20 protein-coding genes are annotated in these 19,457 nt (G+C 62.6%); 12 read left to right on the forward strand and 8 right to left on the reverse strand.

Annotated features, from left to right (window positions below):
* The first annotated feature begins 71 nt into the window (after positions 1–71).
* Positions 72–521, forward strand: coding sequence for an azurin (gene azu / locus NP534_RS01305; RefSeq protein WP_274097487.1), 450 nt, complete (start codon positions 72–74; stop codon positions 519–521).
* 130 nt (positions 522–651) lie between these two features.
* On the opposite strand, the gene nadE is transcribed toward azu, so the two are convergent.
* Both nadE and pncB read right to left on the reverse strand, forming a co-directional pair.
* The gene (nadE, locus tag NP534_RS01310; protein ID WP_274097488.1) at positions 652–1,479 is read right to left on the reverse strand and encodes an ammonia-dependent NAD(+) synthetase; all 828 of its coding nucleotides are present in this window, start codon (positions 1,477–1,479) and stop codon (positions 652–654) included.
* Between the two features lie 3 nt (positions 1,480–1,482).
* A complete protein-coding gene (gene pncB, locus NP534_RS01315; protein ID WP_274097489.1) occupies positions 1,483–2,688 on the reverse strand; it encodes a nicotinate phosphoribosyltransferase in 1,206 nt (401 codons plus the stop codon).
* 457 nt (positions 2,689–3,145) lie between these two features.
* Here pncB and NP534_RS01320 point away from each other — a divergent pair, with 457 nt between their 5' ends.
* The 6 genes from NP534_RS01320 to NP534_RS01345 all read left to right on the forward strand — a co-directional run bounded on the left by NP534_RS01320 (position 3,146) and on the right by NP534_RS01345 (position 9,607).
* The gene (locus tag NP534_RS01320; RefSeq protein WP_274097490.1) at positions 3,146–4,282 is read left to right on the forward strand and encodes a branched-chain amino acid ABC transporter substrate-binding protein; all 1,137 of its coding nucleotides are present in this window, start codon (positions 3,146–3,148) and stop codon (positions 4,280–4,282) included.
* 157 nt (positions 4,283–4,439) lie between these two features.
* On the forward strand, positions 4,440–5,354 hold the full coding sequence (locus NP534_RS01325) for an ABC transporter permease subunit (RefSeq protein ID WP_033701789.1): 915 nt from the start codon (positions 4,440–4,442) through the stop codon (positions 5,352–5,354).
* 2 nt (positions 5,355–5,356) lie between these two features.
* Positions 5,357–6,658, forward strand: a complete 1,302-nt coding sequence (livM, locus tag NP534_RS01330; protein WP_274097491.1) for a high-affinity branched-chain amino acid ABC transporter permease LivM — start codon at positions 5,357–5,359, stop codon at positions 6,656–6,658.
* Positions 6,655–7,530 carry an ABC transporter ATP-binding protein gene (locus NP534_RS01335; RefSeq protein ID WP_047582330.1) on the forward strand — a complete coding sequence of 292 codons (876 nt, stop codon included), beginning with the start codon at positions 6,655–6,657 and terminating at the stop codon, positions 7,528–7,530. Before livM ends, NP534_RS01335 begins: the two co-directional genes overlap by 4 nt.
* Complete coding sequence (locus NP534_RS01340; RefSeq protein ID WP_274097492.1) at positions 7,527–8,243, forward strand: ABC transporter ATP-binding protein; 717 nt, start codon at positions 7,527–7,529, stop codon at positions 8,241–8,243. Before NP534_RS01335 ends, NP534_RS01340 begins: the two co-directional genes overlap by 4 nt.
* Positions 8,244–8,839: 596 nt before the next feature.
* Positions 8,840–9,607, forward strand: coding sequence for an SDR family oxidoreductase (locus NP534_RS01345; protein WP_274097493.1), 768 nt, complete (start codon positions 8,840–8,842; stop codon positions 9,605–9,607).
* Between the two features lie 10 nt (positions 9,608–9,617).
* Here NP534_RS01345 and NP534_RS01350 read toward each other — a convergent pair whose 3' ends face one another.
* From NP534_RS01350 to NP534_RS01360, 3 genes are all read right to left on the reverse strand, one after another.
* On the reverse strand, positions 9,618–10,715 hold the full coding sequence (locus tag NP534_RS01350) for an AGE family epimerase/isomerase (protein WP_274097494.1): 1,098 nt from the start codon (positions 10,713–10,715) through the stop codon (positions 9,618–9,620).
* A 50-nt stretch (positions 10,716–10,765) separates the two neighbouring features.
* Complete coding sequence (locus tag NP534_RS01355; protein WP_033701781.1) at positions 10,766–11,398, reverse strand: TetR family transcriptional regulator; 633 nt, start codon at positions 11,396–11,398, stop codon at positions 10,766–10,768.
* A 123-nt stretch (positions 11,399–11,521) separates the two neighbouring features.
* Positions 11,522–11,839: a hypothetical protein gene (locus NP534_RS01360; protein ID WP_274097495.1), complete on the reverse strand. Its 318-nt coding sequence runs from the start codon at positions 11,837–11,839 to the stop codon at positions 11,522–11,524.
* A 338-nt stretch (positions 11,840–12,177) separates the two neighbouring features.
* On the opposite strand from NP534_RS01360, the gene NP534_RS01365 reads away from it, so the two are divergent.
* Entirely contained in the window at positions 12,178–14,244 is a 2,067-nt protein-coding gene (locus NP534_RS01365) for an AsmA family protein (protein ID WP_274097496.1), read from the forward strand.
* Between the two features lie 31 nt (positions 14,245–14,275).
* On the opposite strand, the gene NP534_RS01370 is transcribed toward NP534_RS01365, so the two are convergent.
* Both NP534_RS01370 and osmE read right to left on the reverse strand, forming a co-directional pair.
* Positions 14,276–14,806 (reverse strand): ferritin-like domain-containing protein, encoded by a 531-nt coding sequence (locus NP534_RS01370; RefSeq protein WP_033701778.1) that lies wholly within the window; start codon positions 14,804–14,806, stop codon positions 14,276–14,278.
* Positions 14,807–14,854: 48 nt separating this feature from the next.
* Positions 14,855–15,196: an osmotically-inducible lipoprotein OsmE gene (gene osmE / locus NP534_RS01375; RefSeq protein ID WP_033701777.1), complete on the reverse strand. Its 342-nt coding sequence runs from the start codon at positions 15,194–15,196 to the stop codon at positions 14,855–14,857.
* A 123-nt stretch (positions 15,197–15,319) separates the two neighbouring features.
* Between osmE and NP534_RS01380 the strand changes: the two genes are divergently transcribed.
* Complete coding sequence (locus NP534_RS01380) at positions 15,320–16,210, forward strand: esterase/lipase family protein (RefSeq protein ID WP_186652722.1); 891 nt, start codon at positions 15,320–15,322, stop codon at positions 16,208–16,210.
* Here the strand turns inward: NP534_RS01380 and NP534_RS01385 are convergent.
* Positions 16,191–17,084 carry a DMT family transporter gene (locus NP534_RS01385; RefSeq protein WP_274097497.1) on the reverse strand — a complete coding sequence of 298 codons (894 nt, stop codon included), beginning with the start codon at positions 17,082–17,084 and terminating at the stop codon, positions 16,191–16,193. The two genes, NP534_RS01380 and NP534_RS01385, sit on opposite strands and share 20 nt — an antisense overlap.
* A gap of 133 nt (positions 17,085–17,217) precedes the next feature.
* Between NP534_RS01385 and NP534_RS01390 the strand changes: the two genes are divergently transcribed.
* The 3 genes from NP534_RS01390 (at position 17,218) to NP534_RS01400 (ending at position 19,444) form a co-directional block, all read left to right on the forward strand.
* Positions 17,218–18,006: an AraC family transcriptional regulator gene (locus tag NP534_RS01390; RefSeq protein WP_274097498.1), complete on the forward strand. Its 789-nt coding sequence runs from the start codon at positions 17,218–17,220 to the stop codon at positions 18,004–18,006.
* A gap of 74 nt (positions 18,007–18,080) precedes the next feature.
* Positions 18,081–18,365: a PsiF family protein gene (locus NP534_RS01395; RefSeq protein WP_047582340.1), complete on the forward strand. Its 285-nt coding sequence runs from the start codon at positions 18,081–18,083 to the stop codon at positions 18,363–18,365.
* Positions 18,366–18,436: 71 nt separating this feature from the next.
* Entirely contained in the window at positions 18,437–19,444 is a 1,008-nt protein-coding gene (locus NP534_RS01400) for an AI-2E family transporter (protein WP_274097499.1), read from the forward strand.
* The last annotated feature ends 13 nt before the right edge of the window (positions 19,445–19,457 follow it).

Here is a 19,457-nt window from a genome sequence, read left to right on the forward strand (position 1 = left end):
CCATATCAGCAAGGGGCTGAACGGTTTCAGGCAGTCTCGCAATTGATAAAACCCTGCCAAGGAGATTCATGATGTTTGCGAAAGCTGTAGCGGTATCCCTGCTGACCCTCGCCAGCGCCTCTGTCTTCGCCGCCGAGTGCTCGGTAACTGTCGACTCGACCGACCAGATGTCCTTCAATACCAAGGAAATCACCGTCGACAAGAGCTGCAAGGAATTCACCGTCAAACTGACCCACTCCGGCAACCTGCCGAAGAACGTCATGGGCCATAACCTGGTGATCAGCAAGACTGCCGACATGCAGGGCATTGCCACCGAAGGCATGACTCAAGGCCTGGATAAGGACTACATCAAGGCCGACAACGCCGGCATCATCGCTCACACCAAGATGATCGGCGCGCCAGAGAAAGAAACCGAAGTCAAATTCGACGCTACCAAGCTGGAAGCCGGCGGCGACTACAGCTTCTTCTGCACCTTCCCGGGCCACATCTCGATGATGAAGGGCAAGGTCATCGTCAAGTAAGGACGATGGCGTAGAGGGGAGGGCTTAGCCCTCCATTCGCGGGGCAAGTCGGATCGCCGCACCGCCGCTCCCACAGGTCTGATGCCAGTGGGGGCGGCGGTGCGGCGATCCGACTTGCCCCGCGAAGCTTTTACGGGGCGAACGGCAGTTCGCGCTTGTGCTGGGTCCTGCGGTAGGTGGCGACGATGATGTCGAACGCTTCCTGCTCGACCGGCTCACCCTGTAGGAACGCATCGATCTGCTGGTAGGTCACGCCATGTGACGCCTCGTCCGGCTTGCCCGGCGCCAGGTCTTCCAGGTCCGCTGTCGGGACCTTCTCCACCAGCGACTCCGGCGCACCGAAGCTGCGTGCAATCGCCCGCACCTGGTGCTTCACCAGCCCGCTCAGCGGTGCCAGGTCGCACGCGCCATCACCAAATTTGGTAAAGAAGCCCATCACCGCTTCGGCCGCATGGTCGGTACCGATCACCAGGCCCGCCCGAGCGCCGGCGATGGTGTACTGCGCGACCATGCGCGTGCGTGCCTTGATGTTGCCGACAACGAAGTCCACCAGGGTCGGCGACCCCCCTTGCAGCGCCTCGGTTTCGGCCGCCAGTGCACGCACGGCGGGTGCGATGTCGACGGTGTGCACTTCATCGGCGTTGATCACCTCCAGGCAAGCCTGGGCGTCGTGCTCGTCATGCTGCACCTGATAGGGCAGGCGCACGGCAATGAAGCGGTAGGCCGCATCGCCCGTTTCGGCACGCAGCTCGTTGATCGCGCGCTGGGCGAGCAGGGCGGCGGTCAGGGAATCGACGCCCCCGCTGATGCCCAGTACCAACGTCTTGAGCCGGGCATTGGCCAGGCAGCCCTTGATGAACGCCACGCGCCGGGCCACTTCCTGGTCGAGCGCGGCAGCATCGGCGAACGGCGGCTGCACCTTGAGCGCTTGGGCAATCTCTCGCTGAACGGCTTGCATGGGTTACTCCTTGCTGGGGATTTTGAAAACGTGGCGCATGTAGGCAACGAAGTTTTCGTCGCGGCATTGGGTCTTGGCCGCCTCGTCGGAGATTTTCGCCACCGGCGAGCCGTTGCAGTCGGTCATTTTAAGCACGATGTTCATCGGTGCCACACCCGGGATGTCGCAGGTCAGGTTGGTGCCGATGCCGAAACTGACGTTGATGCGCCCGCGCAGGGCGCGGAAGATTTCCAGCGAGCGGGTCAGGTTCAGGCCGTCGGAAAACACCAGGGTCTTGGTCATGGGGTCGATGCCCAGCTTCTGGTAATGGGTGATGGCCTTTTCCGCCCAGGCCACCGGCTCGCCCGAATCGTGGCGCAGGCCGTCGAACAGCTTGGCGAAGTACAGATCGAAGTCGTTGAGGAAGGCGTCCATGGTGATGCAGTCGGTCAGGGCGATGCCCAGCAGGCCACGGTACTCGCGCACCCAGCAGTCCAGCGCGGCAATCTGGCTGTCGATCAGCCGCGGCCCAAGCTGTTGATGGGCCATGAACCATTCATGGGCCATGGTGCCCAGCGGCTTGATATCCAGTTTCCATGCCAGGTCGACGTTGCTGGTGCCGACGAAGCGGGCCGGGAAGTCATCGCGCAGTACCCGCACCACCTCTTCCTGCACGCGGCTGGAGAAGCGCCGACGGGTGCCGAAGTCGGCCACCTGCAGGTCGGCCAGCTCATCTTCGCTGGCATGCGCACGCAGCCAGTCGAACTTGCGGTACAGCTGGTCACGGGCATCGGCCAGGCGCATGTGCGGGTGCAAGTGGCGGTTGCGTACTTCGCTGATCATGGCCAGCAAGGGCACTTCGAAGAGGATCACGTGCAGCCAGGGGCCACGCAGGCGCAGGTACAGCTGATCGTTTTCGATGCCGATGCGCACGTAGCGCAGGTTGAAGCGGAACAGCCGCAGAAAGCGCAGGAAGTCGGGCTTGAGGAAGCTGATACGTTCTAGAAAGGCCAGTTGGCCGTCATCCAGGGTCAGCTCGCTGAGCCGTTCGAGCTGGTTGCGGAGCTCGCCGAGGTAAGGGCGCAGGTCTTCGCCGTTGCGGCAGCGGAATTCCCATTCCACGTCGGCGTCCGGGTAGTTGTGCAGCACGCCCTGCATCATGGTGAGTTTGTAGAAGTCGGTGTCGAGCAGGTTGTGCACGATGCGCTCGGCGAATGCGCTTTCGCTCATCAAGGGTGGCTCCAGAAGCGGCGAATGGCGGCCATTGTGCCACAGGTACTGGGATGAACTGGCTGGCAGTGGGGCGGGTTTACCCGCGAAGAGGCCAGCACCGGCAAAACAGGTGTTTTTCCGTGCACCAGCTAGCCTTCAAACGGTGCTGCCTGTAGCAGTCGCGCACCAGCGGTGTGCACTTCGGTGACGTCCGCTGTTACAGGGCGGTTGCACGTAAACACTTGCCAGGGTTGCAATGATGGCACTCGACGGTTGCTACTTGTCTGTACGTGTGGTGGCGCCTGCCGCAGGGCAGACGGTTGCACGCTCAATAAAGAAAAGGCCGTCGGTCGCCTGCTGGCGACCTTCACAGTGTGTTTTCCCGGAAGACAAAACCAATGGCACGGCCCTTGCTCAGAGCACAGGGTTGAGAAGTTGTAGTGCCAACCAAAAAAAACTCTAGGAGCACCACCTCATGTCGCAGACGTTTTACAAGAAAGGTTTCCTGGCACTGGCCGTAGCTACGGCACTGGGTGTTTCTTCGTATGTTCAGGCCGACGTAAAGATCGGCGTCGCGGGCCCGATGACCGGTGCCAACGCAGCGTTTGGCGAGCAGTACATGAAAGGTGCCCAGGCGGCAGCCGACGTGATCAACAAAGCCGGTGGCATCAACGGTGAGAAGATCGTCTTGGGGGCGGGTGATGATGCTTGCGAACCGAAGCAGGCCGTGGCCGTGGCCAACCGCCTGGCCGATCAGGACAAGGTGATCGGCGTGGTGGGCCACTTCTGCTCTTCGAACACCATCCCGGCGTCCGAGGTGTATGACGAAGCGGGCATCATCGCCATTACCCCGGGCTCGACCAACCCGCAAGTGACCGAGCGCGGCCTGAACGCCATGTTCCGCATGTGTGGCCGTGACGACCAGCAGGGCATCGTGGCCGGTGACTATATCGTCGATGTGCTCAAGGGCAAGAAGGTTGCCGTCGTGCACGACAAGGACACCTATGGTCAGGGCCTGGCCGATGCGACCAAGGCGCAGTTGGAGAAGCGCGGCGTCAAGCCTGTGCTGTACGAAGGCCTGACCCGTGGCGAGAAAGACTTCAGCGCGTTGGTGACCAAGATTCGCTCTACCGGTGCCGATGTGGTCTATTTCGGCGGCCTGCACCCGGAGGCCGGGCCACTGGTACGTCAAATGCGCGAGCAGGGCCTGAAGGACGTCAGGTTCATGTCCGATGACGGCATCGTCACCGACGAACTGGTAACCACCGCAGGCGGCGCCCCAAATGTCGACGGCGTGTACATGACCTTCGGCGCCGACCCACGTCTGCTGCCCGACAGCAAAGCCGTCGTGGAAGAGTTCCGCAAGAACGGTACCGAGCCTGAAGGTTACACCCTGTACGCCTATGCCTCGCTTCAAGCGCTGGCCGCCGCGTTCAATGGTGCCAAATCGAACAAGGGCGAAGACGCTGCCACATGGCTCAAGGCCAACACGGTCAAGACCGTCATGGGCGATAAAAAGTGGGACAGCAAAGGCGACCTGACGGTCTCCGACTACGTGGTCTACCAGTGGGACAAGACCGGTAAATACCACCAGCTGGAAAAACAAAAATAATAACGGCTACCGGCCCGGGTGCGCATTGCCCCGGGCCGCAGCCCCGCAGTACCTGTCTTTATCCGTAGATCTGCACAGTTCTGCGCTGCGAGGGCCGCTGCATTCATGGCCCGCCGTGGACGGCGCTCGTGCAATCTCAATCAGGTGAGATTGCGTTATGGATGGTATTTTTCTGCAGCAACTGGTCAACGGCCTGACCCTCGGGTCGGTCTATGGCCTGATCGCCATCGGCTACACAATGGTCTATGGCATTATCGGCATGATCAACTTCGCGCACGGCGAGGTGTATATGATTTCCGCGTACCTCGCGGCAATCAGCCTGGCATTGCTGGCCTATTTCGGCGTCGAGTCGTTCCCGCTGCTCATGCTGGGCACGCTGTTGTTCACCGTCGTCGTCACGGGCGTTTATGGCTTTACCATCGAACGCATCGCTTACAAGCCCCTGCGCAACTCCACCCGCCTGGCACCGCTGATCAGTGCCATCGGTATTTCGCTGATCCTGCAGAACTACGCTCAGATCAGCCAGGGCGCTCGCCAGCAAGGCGTGCCGACCCTGCTGGAAGGCGCCATGCGCATCGAAGTCGGCACCGGCTTCGTGCAACTGACCTACACCAAGATCTTCATCCTGATTGCCGCGTTCGTAGGCATGGGCCTGCTCACCTACGTGATCAAGTTCACCAAGCTCGGCCGCATGTGCCGCGCCACGCAGCAAGACCGCAAGATGGCCTCGATCCTGGGCATCAACACCGACCGGGTGATTTCCTACGTGTTCGTCATCGGTGCGGTAATGGCCGCCCTGGCGGGCGTGCTGATCACCATGAACTACGGCACCTTCGACTTCTACGCCGGCTTCATCATCGGCATCAAGGCGTTCACGGCGGCGGTACTGGGCGGCATCGGCTCGCTCCCGGGGGCCATGCTTGGCGGCATCATCCTGGGCATTTCCGAGTCGCTGTTCTCTGGCCTGATCAACTCCGACTACAAGGACGTGTTCAGCTTCTCGCTGCTGGTGCTGATCCTCATCTTCCGTCCCCAAGGCCTGCTGGGTCGCCCGCTCGTGGCTAAGGTGTGAACATGTCCACTGCCAAAACTGCCCCTGTTTCCGAAACCAACGGTTTCGACCTCAAACGCAGCCTGCTGGAGACCTTCGTCGCCGGCCTGCTGGCGCTCATTGTCTTTGGCCCGGTCGTCGGCGTGGTGCTCGACGGCTACACCTTCAATGCCGAACCCCGCCGCGTGGCGTGGCTGGTCGGTGGTGTAATGGTCGGGCGCTTCCTGCTCAGCCTGTACCTGCAGAGCGGCGCTGGACGGCGCATGCTGCAAGGCTTCGACAGTGGTGGCTCGGGCGTGCATGTGAACGCGCCGAACTACAAGTCACGCCTGCGCTACATCATCCCGGCGCTGATCGTGATCGCCATCGTCTTCCCGATCTTTGCCAACAAGTACCTGCTGACCGTGGTCATCCTCGGCCTGATCTACGTATTGCTGGGCCTTGGGCTGAACATCGTGGTCGGCCTGGCCGGCCTGCTCGACCTGGGGTACGTGGCGTTCTATGCCATTGGCGCTTATGGCCTGGCGCTGGGCTACCAGTACCTGGGCCTGGGCTTCTGGAGTGTGCTGCCGCTGGCGGCCATCGCCGCAGCGCTGGCGGGGTGCATACTCGGCTTCCCGGTGTTACGCATGCACGGTGACTACCTGGCGATCGTGACCCTGGGCTTTGGCGAGATCATCCGTCTGATATTGAACAACTGGTTGTCGTTCACCGGCGGGCCGAACGGCATGCCGGCGCCGTCGCCAACCTTCTTCGGCCTGGAGTTCGGCCGTCGGGCCAAGGACGGCGGGGTGCCGATCCACGAGTTCTTCGGCTTCGATTACAACGCCAACCTCAAGTTCGTGTTCATCTACGCCGTATTGTTCCTGGTGGTGCTGGCGGTGCTGTACATCAAGCACCGGTTGACCCGCATGCCAGTCGGCCGCGCCTGGGAAGCGCTGCGTGAAGACGAGATCGCCTGCCGCTCAATGGGCCTGAACCACGTGCTGGTCAAGCTCTCGGCCTTCACCCTCGGGGCATCCACTGCGGGCATTGCTGGTGTGTTTTTCGCCACGTACCAGGGCTTCGTCAACCCGTCGTCGTTCACCTTCTTCGAGTCGGCGCTGATCCTTGCCATCGTGGTACTGGGCGGTATGGGTTCGACGGTGGGCGTAGTGATCGCAGCGTTTGTGCTGACTGTGGCCCCGGAGCTGCTGCGCAGCTTCTCCGAGTACCGCGTGCTGCTGTTCGGCGTGCTGATGGTGCTGATGATGATCTGGCGACCGCGTGGGCTGATCCGCATCAGCCGTACCGGTGTGGTTCCGCGTAAAGGAGTGGCGCCATGAGCGACGAAATCATTCTTTCGGTCGACAACCTGATGATGCAGTTTGGCGGCATCAAGGCGCTCAGCGATGTCAGCCTCAAGGTCCGGCGCAATCAGATCTTTGCCCTGATCGGCCCCAATGGTGCCGGCAAGACCACGGTGTTCAACTGCCTCACAGGCTTCTACAAGGCCAGTGGCGGGCGCATCGAACTGAACGTGCGCGGCAGCCAAACCAACGTCATCCAGTTGCTCGGCGAGCGCTTCCAGGCGGCCGACTTCATATCGCCCGCGCGCTTTGCCAACCGCCTGTACTACAAGATGTTCGGCGGCACCCACCTGGTGAACCGGGCAGGCCTTGCCCGGACCTTCCAGAACATTCGCTTGTTCAAGGAAATGTCGGTGGTGGAAAACCTGCTGGTGGCCCAGCACATGTGGGTCAACCGCAACCTGCTGGCCGGGGTGCTCAACACCAAGGCCTACCGCAAGGCCGAGAGCGATGCCCTGGACCATGCGTTCTACTGGCTGGAGGTGGTCGACCTGGTCGATTGCGCCAACCGCCTGGCCGGTGAGTTGTCGTACGGCCAGCAGCGGCGCCTGGAAATTGCCCGGGCCATGTGCACGCGGCCGAAGATCATCTGCCTGGACGAACCGGCTGCCGGCCTCAACCCGCAGGAAACCGAGGCCCTGAGTGGCATGATCCGCGTGCTGCGCGACGAGCACGACATCACCGTGGTGCTGATCGAACACGACATGGGCATGGTCATGAGCATCTCCGACCACATCGTCGTGCTCGACCATGGCAACGTGATCGCCGAAGGCGCGCCACAGGAAATCCGCAACAACCCGACGGTGATTGCCGCCTACCTGGGTGCAGACGAAGAGGAACTGGTATGAGTGCACCCATTCTCGAGCTCAAGGACCTGGATGTGTTCTATGGGCCGATCCAGGCGCTGAAGAAGGTGTCGATGCACATCAACGAAGGCGAGACGGTGAGCCTGATCGGCGCCAACGGTGCCGGCAAGTCGACCCTGCTGATGTCGATTTTCGGCCAGCCGCGCGCCGCGTCGGGGCACATCGTGTACCGCGGCACCGACATCACCCGCAAGTCGTCGCACTACATCGCCTCCAATGGCATTGCCCAGTCGCCGGAAGGGCGGCGGGTGTTCCCCGACATGACCGTCGAAGAAAACCTGATGATGGGCACCATCCCGATTGGCGACAAATATGCCAAGGAGGACATGGAGCGCATGTACGAACTGTTCCCGCGGTTGAAGGAGCGGCGTACCCAGCGGGCGATGACCATGTCGGGGGGCGAGCAGCAGATGCTCGCCATCGCCCGTGCGCTGATGAGCCGGCCGAAGTTGCTGCTGCTCGATGAGCCGTCGCTGGGGCTGGCGCCGATTGTGGTCAAGCAGATCTTCTCCACCTTGCGTGAGCTGGCCAAGACCGGCATGACCATTTTCCTGGTGGAGCAGAACGCCAACCATGCGCTGAAACTGTCGGACCGGGCGTATGTGATGGTCAACGGAGAAATCCGCATGACCGGGACGGGGCAAGAGTTGTTGGTGAATGAAGAGGTGCGTAGCGCCTATCTGGGCGGGCACTGAGTCGGATACGGGGGCCGCTTTGCGGCCCCAACTGCAATGTGGACAACTTGCCGCACATCGCTCCCAGGCCGCCACAAAACCTCAGCCTAAGTCATTGTTTGCACAGCCTTGTTTTACCCACGGATAATGTGGAGCCGCCTGTGGAAAACATGGGTGCACCTCGCTGTAGCCCTTTGCTGTCGAGGTCTGCAGGGATCTGATCATTTTTTGATCGGTTTGCCCTTGTGGATGATTTCCCAACGATTTTTACCCACATGCAGCTGTGTGTAATCGCCTTGAACACCTGTGTATAACTCTGTGCAAAACCCTTGGACATACCGCTGCAAGCGGCATGGTTTAAAGCCTTGCGCCATCACTAAAAAGATATCCACCGACCCTGTAACGCTGAAAGGGTTCCGCTACCCCGACAAGTTGCCCCCAATCTGTGGGGAAAGCCTTGTGGATAACATGCGCATACATGACGCCAGGCCCTCTGCAACGGGGCTTTCGCCGATATGGTCAATATTTGATCAGTTGCCTCAATGGCTTGCTGCCTGCGTGGCACGAAGGCATGCTGCAACCCCCTGCCGAAATTAATCCACAGCGAGGAACAGAGCATGACGTCCACCGTATTCATCACTGGCGCGACTTCCGGTTTCGGTGAAGCCACCGCCCGACGTTTCGCCGAGGCCGGCTGGAAGCTGATCCTCACTGGCCGGCGCAAAGAGCGCCTGGACGCCCTGTGTGCCGAACTGTCGGCCAAGACCGACGTGCATGGGCTGGTTTTGGATGTGCGCGACCGCAACGCCATGGAACAGGCCATCGCCACGCTGCCGCCCGGTTTTGAGAAGCTGCGCGGCCTGGTCAACAACGCAGGCCTGGCGCTGGGCGTCGATGCGGCGCAGAACTGCAGCCTGGACGACTGGGAAACCATGGTCGACACCAACATCAAGGGCCTGATCTACACCACGCGCCTGCTGCTGCCTCGGTTGATCGCACACGGCCGCGGCGCGTCGATCCTCAACGTAGGTTCGGTGGCGGGCAATTACCCGTACCCGGGCAGCAACGTGTATGGCGGCACCAAGGCGTTCGTCGGGCAGTTTTCCCTCAGCCTGCGCTGCGACCTGCGCGGTACTGGCGTGCGCGTCAGCAACATCGAGCCAGGGCTGTGCGAGAGCGAGTTCTCGTTGGTGCGTTTCGGGGGCGACCAAGCCAAGTACGACGCCACCTACGCGGGTGCAGAGGCGATCCAGCCGCAGGATATTGCAGAGACCATCTTCTGGATCCTCAACCAGCCGGCGCACATCAACATCAACAGCCTGGAGCTGATGCCGGTGAGCCAGGACTGGGCAGGGTTCTCGATCGATCGGTCGCCCAAGGGCTGATCCGAAGGCGTCAAGCCAGGCGCTGCAGCCCTGCCAGGCAGGTCGCCAAGTGATAAGGCGTGGTCGAAGGCATGTCATGCCGGCTGACAGCGCCTTCGCCGTCCCGGCACTCATACCAGCCGCCGTCATGCAGGAACCGCTGCGTCATCGCCTGCAACTGCGCCGCAAGCTTGGCTTCGTTGCCTGAGCGCAACACCAGTGCCCGCAAGTACTCCGCCTGGGCCCAGATCCGCTGGGTGGCATCGATGACCTTGCCGTCCACAGCCAGCATTGCCAATACCGCCGAATCCTTTACCCCGCAATGCTCGGCATAATCGAACGCCCGGGCAATGGCGCCATGCAGCGGGGTGCCGCGTAACAGTGGCGAAGTGTCGAGCAGGTAGAACCATTCGAACTGATGCCCCGGTTCGAACCAGTTATCCACAGCATCGCGTGGTTTTTCCAGCATCAAGCCGTGCTGCGGTTCGATGAACTGTGCCAACAGGGCATCGCACAACTGCAGCAGTGCCTGCTGCACGCTGGCATCTTCACGCACGGCAAGCACCTGCAGGAAGGCTTCGGCCAAGTGCATCTGGGGGTTCTGCAGCGGGCCACTGCCAAGGTCGGCCCAGTCTTCAGCGAGGCTGGCCTCGTACAGGCCGTCGTCGCGGGCGAACTGCGTGCTGACGATTGCCAAGGCAGCGTTCAGCGCAGATTCCACCAGGCTGTCGCGGACCTTGCCCCAGTAATGCGCGCAGGCAAACACGATGAACGCGTGGGTGTAGAGGTCCTTGCGTCGGTCGAGTGGCTTGCCTTCGGCATCGATGCTGTAGAACCAGCCACCGTGCTCGGCATCGTGGAAATGCCGCTGCAGCGAGCGGAACAACGCCGCTGCCCGCTCTGCCGCGCCCGGTTGCTCGATGCGGCTGCTGAACAGGTACAGCTGGCGCGCGCAGGCCATCGCCCGATAGCGCTGAACCGGCAACGGCCGGTGCTGGGCATCGAGGGCCTCGAAGGGCAGGGCCATTTCGACGTTCCAGCCCGGGCCTTGCCACAGCGGCACGATACGCTCGGCAAAGTGCTGGTTGAAGCGGGCCAGTTCGGGCGGAGTGGGGCGGGGGTCGGACATGAATGCGCTCGTCACAATCGGGCAGTGCGCCATGGTAGCAGAACTGCGCTTCAGCCCGGGTTTCCCAGGCCTTGCCAGTGCCGCGCGCCGACGAAAATGAAGCGCAGCTGTTGGGTGATTTTTTCCTGCGCGGACAACGCCTGTGGATAACCTGAATCAGGGTTGTCGATCAGCTCGGGCAGGGTGGCAAATACCGTCTTCACGACCAGGTCGGCCATCACCGCCAGTGCTGCACCGTCCAGGTGCTGCCAGCGTTTCATGCGCGCAAGATCGGTGGCCAGGTCGTCACTGATGTCCTGGCGCAGGCGGGCAATCGCCTGGCGTACCGCCTGCGAGCCACCGTATTGCTCACGGGCCAGGAACAGGAACTGCGCCCGGTGGGCGGCGACCACGTCGAGGAAGATGCGTACCGAGGCGTCGGTGATGCCGCCAAACTCGAATTCGTTCTGGCGTACCAGACGGATGGTCTGGCGGAAGGTGGTATCGACCTCGGCCACCAGGGCCAGGCCCAGGGCGTCCATATCGGGAAAATGCCGGTAGAAACCGGTGGGAACGATACCTGCCGTTTTCGCCACTTCGCGCAGGCTGATGCTGCCGAAACCACGGCCACTCTCCATCAGCTGGCAGGCGGCATCGAGCAGGGCCTGGCGGGTCTGTAGCTTCTGTTCGGCACGCGGCAGCATGGGTCAGGGTTCTGTGTCGGTCGAGGCAGGGCACTCTAGATAATAAAACGAAGCCCGGTCAATGGACCGGGCTTGGAGGTGAGCAGGCATTGTGCCGCAGGTTGTTATTTTCGGCCATGGCGATCAGCTCACACGGCTGAGTTCAACCAGGCGATCCGAGCCACCCTCGGCTACCCGGCCGGAGCGTTCGATCAAGCGGTCCGAACCGCCTTCGGCTACCCGGCCGGAGCGTTCTATCAGGCGGTCCGAGCCACCTTCGGCGACGCGGCCAGTGCGTTCGATCAGGCGGTCCGAACCACCTTCGGTAACCGTTTTCAGGGGCTGGGCGATTTCAGCGGCGCTGGAGCGCGATTCGGCGGTCAGGTGCTGGTCAGCAGCCGGCAGGGCGAAGGCGTTGGCAGCAAGGATCGACAGGGTCAGGGTCAGCAGGTGGCGTTTCATGAGTAGTTGCTCCTCTGGGGGGCTGGAAAGTGGGTACGAAGCCAATGCTACGCCCGGTAACGCCAGAGAAAAGTTCATAAGGATAATGGTAACAATCGACAGCATTGATAGAGCTTTTTGGAGGCTCTAGCGCGGCTGTTTCGACATGCATGGTGGCTTTTGGCCTTCATCTTTGCCAGGTAACGCAACGCCGTTGCCCAGACCAAATGCTGAGCAAGGCGCCAGGAAAAACTTCGCTATCATGGCGCCACCGATAAAACCCAGCGGGTTTTCATCAGTCCGAGTTAATGAGTGCCACCGGTGCCCGCTTTGTGCCATGCCGTCAGGAGAATCACGCAATGACGCGACCCGCCAGAATCCTTGTCTGGACCCTTGCCACCCTGTTGACCCTGTTGGCGATACTGGTGGTGGTAATCGCCACCTTCGACTGGAACCGCGTCAAGCCGTTGCTCAACGAGAAGGTTTCCGAGGCCCTGCACCGGCCTTTCGCAATCAATGGCAACCTTGCGGTGCAGTGGCGTACCGAGCCTGAAGAAGGCGGTTGGCGGGCGTGGGTGCCGTGGCCGCACTTCATTGCCGAGGACCTGACCCTGGGCAACCCCGACTGGCTCAAGGAGCCGAAAATGGTCGGCCTCGAGCGTGTCGAGTTCCGCCTGGCGCCGCTGCCGCTGGTGTTCCAGCAGATCGTCATCCCGCGCATCAACCTGACCAAGCCCACCGCCAGCCTGACTCGACTGGCCGATGGCCGCGCCAACTGGACCTTCGACTTCGGCCCCAAGGATGAAAACGCAGAACCCTCGAAATGGCAGCTGGACATCGGTGCCATCGGTTTTGACCAGGGCAATGTCAGCCTTGATGATCAGACCCTGAAGACCAGCATGAAGATACAAATCGACCCGCTGGGCAAGCCGATACCCTACAGCGACATCGTCGGCAAGGCGCGGGCCGAGAAAACGGCGGGCGCCCAGGACTATGCCTTCGGCCTCAAGGCCCAGGGCCGCTACAAAGGGCAGCCGGTGGCCGGCACCGGCAAGATCGGTGGCCTGCTGGCGCTGCAGGACGCCAGCCAGCCGTTCCCGTTGCAGGCTGACGTGCGCATCGCCGACACCCACGTGGTGCTCGCCGGCACCCTGACCGACCCGCGTAACCTGGGCGCCCTGGACCTGCGCCTGCGCCTGTCCGGCAAGAGCCTGGGCAACCTCTACCCGCTGACCGGCGTGACCCTGCCGGACACCCCGGCCTACGCCACTGATGGCCACCTCACTGCCAACCTGCATGCCGCGCAAGGTGCGACCTTCAATTACCAGGGGTTCAACGGCAAGATCGGCGACAGCGACATCCACGGCGACCTGGCCTTCGTGGCCAGCCAGCCGCGGCCCAAGCTCTCCGGCAAGCTGGTCTCCAACCAGCTGCTGTTCAAGGACCTCGCGCCGCTGATCGGTGCCGACTCCAACGCCGAGCAGAAGGCTCGCGGGGGCGCCAGCAAGCAGCCGACGGGCAAGGTATTGCCGGTCGAGGAGTTCCGCACCGAACGTTGGCGCGCCATGGACGCCGACGTCGAGTTTGCCGGCAAGCGCATCGTCCACAGCGAGCAATTGCCGTTCAACGACCTGTCTGCCCACGTGATCCTCGAAGACGGCCTGCTGCGCCTGGAGCCGCTGCGCTTTGGCGTGGCCGGTGGCAACCTGGCCTCCAGGATCCGCCTCGATGGCCGCAGCGTACCGTTGCAGGGGCGGGCGCAGTTGACCGCGCGGGGCTTCAAGCTCAAGCAACTGTTCCCCACCTTCGCGCCGATGCAGACCAGCTTCGGCGAACTCAACGGCGATGCCGACATCACCGGCCGCGGCAACTCGGTGGCGGCGCTGCTGGGCACGGCCAATGGCGACCTGCGCATGCTGATCAACGATGGCGCGATCAGCCGCAGCCTGATGGAAATTGCCGGCCTCAACGTAGGCAACTACGTGGTTGGCAAGTTGTTCGGGGACGAGGATGTGCAGATCAACTGCGCGGCGGCCGATGTCGGGATCAAGGATGGGCTGGCGAGCACACGCCTGTTCATCTTCGATACCGAGAACGCGATCATCTACATCAACGGCACGGCGAATTTTGCCAGTGAGCAGTTGGACCTGAAGGTGACCCCGGAGTCGAAGGGGCTGCGGCTGTTCTCGCTGCGTTCGCCGCTGTATGTACGCGGGCCGTTTGCCAAGCCGAGTGCGGGTGTGCAGGCGGTGCCGCTGGCCTTGCGCGGGGCGGGGATGGTGGCCTTGGGGGTGGTTGCGGGGCCTGCGGCGGGGCTGCTGGCACTGATTGCGCCTAGCAGTGGGGACGAACCTAACCAGTGCACGCCGTTGTTGCAGCAGATGAAGGCGGGCAAGGCGCCGGCGGCGGTCAAAGGCAAGAAATAATGTAAGGGGCTGCAGGGCAGCCCCCTTTCGATTACAAACCTTGCAACAGATCGGACATATCGTCCGCGTGCTCTTCTTCCTGCGCCAGGATGTCTTCGAAGATGCGCCGCGTGGTCGGGTCCTTGTCACCAATGTACTGAATGATCTCGCGGTAGCTGTCGATCGCAATCCGCTCGGCCACCAGGTCTTCCAGCACCATTTCTTTGAGGTTATTGCCCGCCACATATTGGGCATGGGAGTTCTTGGTCAGGTTGTCCGGGTTGAAGTCCGGTTCGCCGCCCAGCTGCACGATCCGCTCGGCCAGCTTGTCGGCGTGCTCGGCTTCCTGGTTGGCATGCTCAAGAAACTCTTCGGCCGCCACGCTCGCCTTGATCCCGCTGGCCATGAAGTAGTGGCGTTTGTAGCGCAGCACGCAGACCAGTTCGGTGGCCAGCGACTCGTTGAGCAGGCGCAGGATCTCTTGGCGGTCGGCATGGTAGCCCTCGGTCACGGCGCCTTGCTCGACGTGCTGGCGGGCACGTTCGCGCAGGGTTTGCACATCGGTCAGTTCAACGTTGCTCATGGTTATCTCCAAAAAGATCAGGACGGGTGGTCAAGGTGTTGCGTAGGCTCACGCGCCGGGTACGGCTTCGCTGTCCTCTTCTCGTTGCTTGCAAGTCTTGAAGCCCTTGGCATCGACATGGCCGGTGGCGTCGAAGCGCACGTAGTACGCCTGTTGCTTGCCGTCGCGGTTGAGGATGTAGTCGTTGCAGGTGCCGCCGTGGGGCAGGTCGATCGCATTGGATGGGCTGCCACCAATGGCGATGACTTTCTGCATGGTCATGCCGTGCTCCACCTGCTTGACCAGCGGCTCGTCACGGTAGGTGACGTAGTCCACCGGGTTCTCCGGGCGGCTGCCGCAAGCGGCAAGTGTTGCGCTGGCCAGAAGGATTGCCAGGGTCTGTTTGTACATGGTCCCGCTCCTTGCTCAGGGTCTGTTTGGTTTGGAACCGCACGGCGCGCCAGGAGTTCGATTGCGATGGTCATCCAGGCCGCTGTAGTGTTGGCCGGTCGACCACGCAAAGGGGCAGGGGCTATGCCGCAGGAATTGGCCACGCGATACCCACTGGTGCTGGTGCCGGGCATGCTCGGTTTCGTCCGGGTGCTGCTCTACCCCTACTGGTTCGGCATCGTGCCGGCCCTGCGCAAGGGCGGGGCGCAGGTGTTCCCCGTGCAAGTCTCGCCGCTGCACGCCAGTGAGGTGCGGGGTGAGCAGCTGCTGGCGATCATCGAAGCCATCTGCCAGCGCACCGGTGCCGACAAGGTCAACCTGATTGGCCACAGCCAGGGCGCCTTGGACGCGCGCTATGCTGCGGCCAAACGGCCTGAGCGGGTGGCTTCGGTGACGTCCGTGGCGGGGCCCAACCATGGCTCGGAACTGGCCGACCACCTGCACCGTACGGCGCCGGGCGACTCGCCCCAGGGGCGTATCCTCAAGGGCGCGCTGCACGGCCTGGCGGTGCTGCTGGTGTGGCTGGAAACCGGCTGGCGCCGCGAGCCATTGCCCATCGACGTGCACGCCTCGCACCAGGCGCTGACCAGTGCCGGGGTGGCGCTGTTCAACCAGGCTTATCCACAGGGCCTGCCCGACACCTGGGGCGGCGAAGGGCCGGCAGAGGTCAATGGCGTGCGCTACTACTCCTGGTCAGGCACCTTGCAGCCCGGCCTGACCGACCAGGGGCGCAACCGCTTTGACGGCAGCAACCGCTTCTGCCGCCTTTTCGCCCGCAGTTTCGTCAAGGAAAAGGGCCATTGCGATGGCATGGTCGGGCGCTTCAGCTCGCACCTGGGGCAGGTGATCGGCGACGACTACCCGCTCGACCACCTGGACATCGTCAACCAGTCGCTCGGCGCCGTGGGCAAGGGCGCCGAGCCGGTGCGCCTGTTCACCGAGCACGCCGCCCGGCTCAAGGCTGCGGGGCTGTAACGCTGCGGCGTACGGGTGTGGTCCAGCGCTCGGCCAAGATCACCCCCAGCAGGGTCAACAAGCCGCCGACCAGGTGGTAGCTGGCCAGCTGTTCATCGAGTACCCCAGCGGCGATCAGCGCGGTGACCAAGGGCAGCAGGTTGAAGAACAGCGTGGTGCGGCTTGGGCCCAGGCGGTGCACGGCCTGCATCCACACCAGCGGGGCGATCATCGAGGCCAGCACGCAGGCGTACAGCACCAGGCCGACGTTGTGGGCATTCAGGCCGGTCTTGTCCGACAGCAGGAACAGCGGCAGCAACACGACGATGGCCACCAGCACCTGCAGGTACAGCAACTGCAAGGGCGGCAGGCGCAACTGCCATTTTTTCAGCAGGAAGCTGTACAGCGCATAGGCCAGGGTGGCCACCAGCATCAGCAGGTCGCCGCTGTTCAGGCCCTGTTCCAGCAAGGCCCCGGGTTGGCCTGCGCTGACCACTTCAAGCACGCCGAAAAACGACACCAGGGCGCCGACCAGGGCGCCGAAGGTCAGGCGCTGGCCGAGCCAGGCAATCGACAGCGCCAGCGACATCAACGGCATCAGCGAGAGGATGATGCCCATGTTGGTGGCGCTGGTGATGCTGGCGGCGAAGTACGCCAGGCTCTGGTACAAGGCCATGCCCAGCACGCCGAGGACGAACACCTTGCCCAGGTGCGGGCGGATGGCTGCACGGTTGCGCCACACGGCGGGCAGCAAGAAGGGGGTGAACAGCAGGCCGGCCAGCAGCCAGCGGTAGAAGCCGATCTCGGCGGGGTGGATGGCACCGGCCGACAGCTTGGTGACCACGGTGTTGCCGGCCCAGATAAGGATGGCGGTGAGGGGGAACAGGTAATTCATAAACGTGCAACTCTGGGTGAGACCAGGAATTTTGGGGCTGCTGCGTAGCAGGCCCAGGTTGCCCGGTATTATGAGTTGTCTGTCCGCAAGCCTATACTTGTATCCAGACAATCCGCCCTTCGAAGCAGACAGCATGCCGCGCAAATACCTCGACATCCCCGGTTTCGACCGGCTCCCGGCGCCGGTGTACTTGCGCCACGACGAGTTCGGCGCCGATACCCACAGCGCCCCCCATCGCCACGCCTGGGGCCAGCTGAACTACGCGGCGCACGGTGTCATGCACCTGGATGTCGAAGGCCAGCGCTTCCTCTCGCCGCCGCACTACGCCGTCTGGGTGCCACCGGGCATCGAGCATGGCTGTTACAACCCCCAGGCCATCGTCTACCGCTCGCTCTACCTGGACCGCAGCTTGTGTGCCGGGTTGCCGCAGCAGCCGTGCAGCCTGGTCATCAGCGACATCCTCAAGGCCATCCTCGGCGACTTCGCCCGGCGCGGCCTGAACGTGGCGCAGGACGAACGCGACCAGCGCCTGGTGCAGGTGCTGCTCGACCAGTTGCTGCTGGCGCCGACTCAGACCTGCTACCTGCCCTTCGCCCGTAGCGAGGGCCTGGGCCAGGTGCTCGATGGCTTGAGCCATGCCCCGGGCGACAATCGCCCGCTGGCTGATTGGGCGCGGCAGGTGCATGTCAGCGAACGTACCCTGGCCCGCCAGTTCATCCGCGAACTGGGCATCGGTTTTGGCGAGTGGCGCCTGCGCCTGCGCTTTCTGCGTGCCATCGAGATGCTGGAGGCAGGCTTGCCGATTCAGGCCATTGCCTTCGACCTCGGCTACAGCAGCGCCTCGGCCTTCATCGCCATGTTCCAGCGCCAGGCCCATTGCACGCCGGAGCAGTACCGGCGTCAGGTGAGGGCTGGCGGCTGAAATGAGTGTAAAAAATCTTGTCTACACTCAGTGGCACCACCGTGCATCGGGCGCGGAGACAAGGAGACCACTCCATGAAGCTGCTGCAAATGCCATTGCTGGTGTTGGCTGTATTGTTCAGCGCACAGGGGTTCGCCGCCACTGCGCAACAGGAAAAGATGACCTCGTGCAATGCCGACGCCAGCGCCAAGGCGCTCAAGGGCGATGAACGCAAGGCGTTCATGAGCAACTGCCTGAAGAAGAGCGTACCGGCCACCCAGCAGGAAAAGATGAAGACCTGCAACGCCGACGCCAGCACCAAGGCACTCAAGGGTGACGAGCGCAAGGCGTACATGAGCGACTGCCTGAAGAAGAAATGACCTGCGCCTATGCCTGTAGGGCGAAGGCTGGCAGACTGCGGGTCTTTTCCGTTGTCTGCCCCTGAGGCTGTATGACCTTCACCCCCCGCCAGATCACCCTGGCCAGCTGGATCATCGTGGTTGCCGGCCTGTTGCTGGCGCTGCCCCTGAAGTTGCTGCCGAGCCTGCTTGCCGGTTTGCTGGTGTTCGAACTGGTCAACATGCTGACGCCGCGGTTGCAGCCACTGATTGCCGGGCAGCGCGCCCGCTGGCTGGCCGTGGCCCTGCTCGGCACGTTGGTGGTCACTACCCTGACCTTGCTGATCGCCGGCGCATTCAGCTTCCTGCTGCACGAGGCGGAGAACCCCGGGGCCTCGCTGGACAAGTTCATGGCCCTGGTCGAGCGGGCCCGTGGGCAGCTGCCGCCGTTCATCGAAGGCTACCTGCCGGCCAGTGCCGCCGAGTTCAAGGTGGCCATCGGCGACTGGCTCAAAAGCCACCTGGGCGAGCTGCAACTGGTAGGCAAGGGCATGGCGCACATGTTCGTCACCTTGCTGATCGGCATGATCCTCGGCGCCATCGTGGCCTTGCAGCGTATACCCGACATCTCTCGGCGCAAGCCGTTGGCCGCAGCCCTGTTCGACCGCTTGAGCCTGCTGGTGCAGGCGTTTCGCAACATTGTTTTTGCGCAGATCAAGATTTCGCTGCTCAACACCACCTTCACCGGCATCTTCCTGGCCGTGGTGCTGCCGATGTTCGGTGTGCATCTGCCGCTGACCAAGACGCTGATCGTGCTGACCTTCCTGCTTGGGCTGCTGCCGGTGATCGGCAACCTGATGTCCAACACCCTGATCACCATCGTCGGGTTGTCATTGTCGATCTGGGTGGCGCTGGCGGCGTTGGGGTATCTGATCGTCATCCACAAGGTCGAGTACTTCCTCAACGCGCGGATCGTGGGGGGACAGATCAGTGCCAAGTCGTGGGAGCTGCTGCTGGCGATGCTGGTGTTCGAGGCGGCATTCGGCTTGCCGGGGGTGGTGGCGGGGCCGATCTACTATGCGTATCTGAAGAGTGAGCTGAAGCGAGTGGAACTGGTTTGAGCTGAGATCTTGG

The sequence above is a fragment of the Pseudomonas sp. 39004 genome (assembly GCF_028682155.1).
In the GTDB taxonomy this organism is placed as follows: domain Bacteria; phylum Pseudomonadota; class Gammaproteobacteria; order Pseudomonadales; family Pseudomonadaceae; genus Aquipseudomonas; species Aquipseudomonas capeferrum.

Excerpts from the sequence above, each read along its gene's own strand:
- livM (WP_274097491.1), top strand. The coding sequence starts at position 5,357 with ATGTCCACTGCCAAAACTGCCCCTGTTTCCGAAACCAACGGTTTCGAC.
- pncB (WP_274097489.1), bottom strand. The coding sequence starts at position 2,688 with ATGAGCGAAAGCGCATTCGCCGAGCGCATCGTGCACAACCTGCTCGAC.
- NP534_RS01320 (WP_274097490.1), top strand. The coding sequence starts at position 3,146 with ATGTCGCAGACGTTTTACAAGAAAGGTTTCCTGGCACTGGCCGTAGCT.
- NP534_RS01345 (WP_274097493.1), top strand. The coding sequence starts at position 8,840 with ATGACGTCCACCGTATTCATCACTGGCGCGACTTCCGGTTTCGGTGAA.
- NP534_RS01335 (WP_047582330.1), top strand. The coding sequence starts at position 6,655 with ATGAGCGACGAAATCATTCTTTCGGTCGACAACCTGATGATGCAGTTT.
- NP534_RS01350 (WP_274097494.1), bottom strand. The coding sequence starts at position 10,715 with ATGTCCGACCCCCGCCCCACTCCGCCCGAACTGGCCCGCTTCAACCAG.
- NP534_RS01395 (WP_047582340.1), top strand. The coding sequence starts at position 18,081 with ATGAAGCTGCTGCAAATGCCATTGCTGGTGTTGGCTGTATTGTTCAGC.
- NP534_RS01360 (WP_274097495.1), bottom strand. The coding sequence starts at position 11,839 with ATGAAACGCCACCTGCTGACCCTGACCCTGTCGATCCTTGCTGCCAAC.
- NP534_RS01370 (WP_033701778.1), bottom strand. The coding sequence starts at position 14,806 with ATGAGCAACGTTGAACTGACCGATGTGCAAACCCTGCGCGAACGTGCC.
- NP534_RS01365 (WP_274097496.1), top strand. The coding sequence starts at position 12,178 with ATGACGCGACCCGCCAGAATCCTTGTCTGGACCCTTGCCACCCTGTTG.
- azu (WP_274097487.1), top strand. The coding sequence starts at position 72 with ATGTTTGCGAAAGCTGTAGCGGTATCCCTGCTGACCCTCGCCAGCGCC.
- NP534_RS01385 (WP_274097497.1), bottom strand. The coding sequence starts at position 17,084 with ATGAATTACCTGTTCCCCCTCACCGCCATCCTTATCTGGGCCGGCAAC.
- NP534_RS01400 (WP_274097499.1), top strand. The coding sequence starts at position 18,437 with ATGACCTTCACCCCCCGCCAGATCACCCTGGCCAGCTGGATCATCGTG.
- nadE (WP_274097488.1), bottom strand. The coding sequence starts at position 1,479 with ATGCAAGCCGTTCAGCGAGAGATTGCCCAAGCGCTCAAGGTGCAGCCG.
- NP534_RS01325 (WP_033701789.1), top strand. The coding sequence starts at position 4,440 with ATGGATGGTATTTTTCTGCAGCAACTGGTCAACGGCCTGACCCTCGGG.
- NP534_RS01355 (WP_033701781.1), bottom strand. The coding sequence starts at position 11,398 with ATGCTGCCGCGTGCCGAACAGAAGCTACAGACCCGCCAGGCCCTGCTC.
- NP534_RS01340 (WP_274097492.1), top strand. The coding sequence starts at position 7,527 with ATGAGTGCACCCATTCTCGAGCTCAAGGACCTGGATGTGTTCTATGGG.
- osmE (WP_033701777.1), bottom strand. The coding sequence starts at position 15,196 with ATGTACAAACAGACCCTGGCAATCCTTCTGGCCAGCGCAACACTTGCC.
- NP534_RS01380 (WP_186652722.1), top strand. The coding sequence starts at position 15,320 with ATGCCGCAGGAATTGGCCACGCGATACCCACTGGTGCTGGTGCCGGGC.
- NP534_RS01390 (WP_274097498.1), top strand. The coding sequence starts at position 17,218 with ATGCCGCGCAAATACCTCGACATCCCCGGTTTCGACCGGCTCCCGGCG.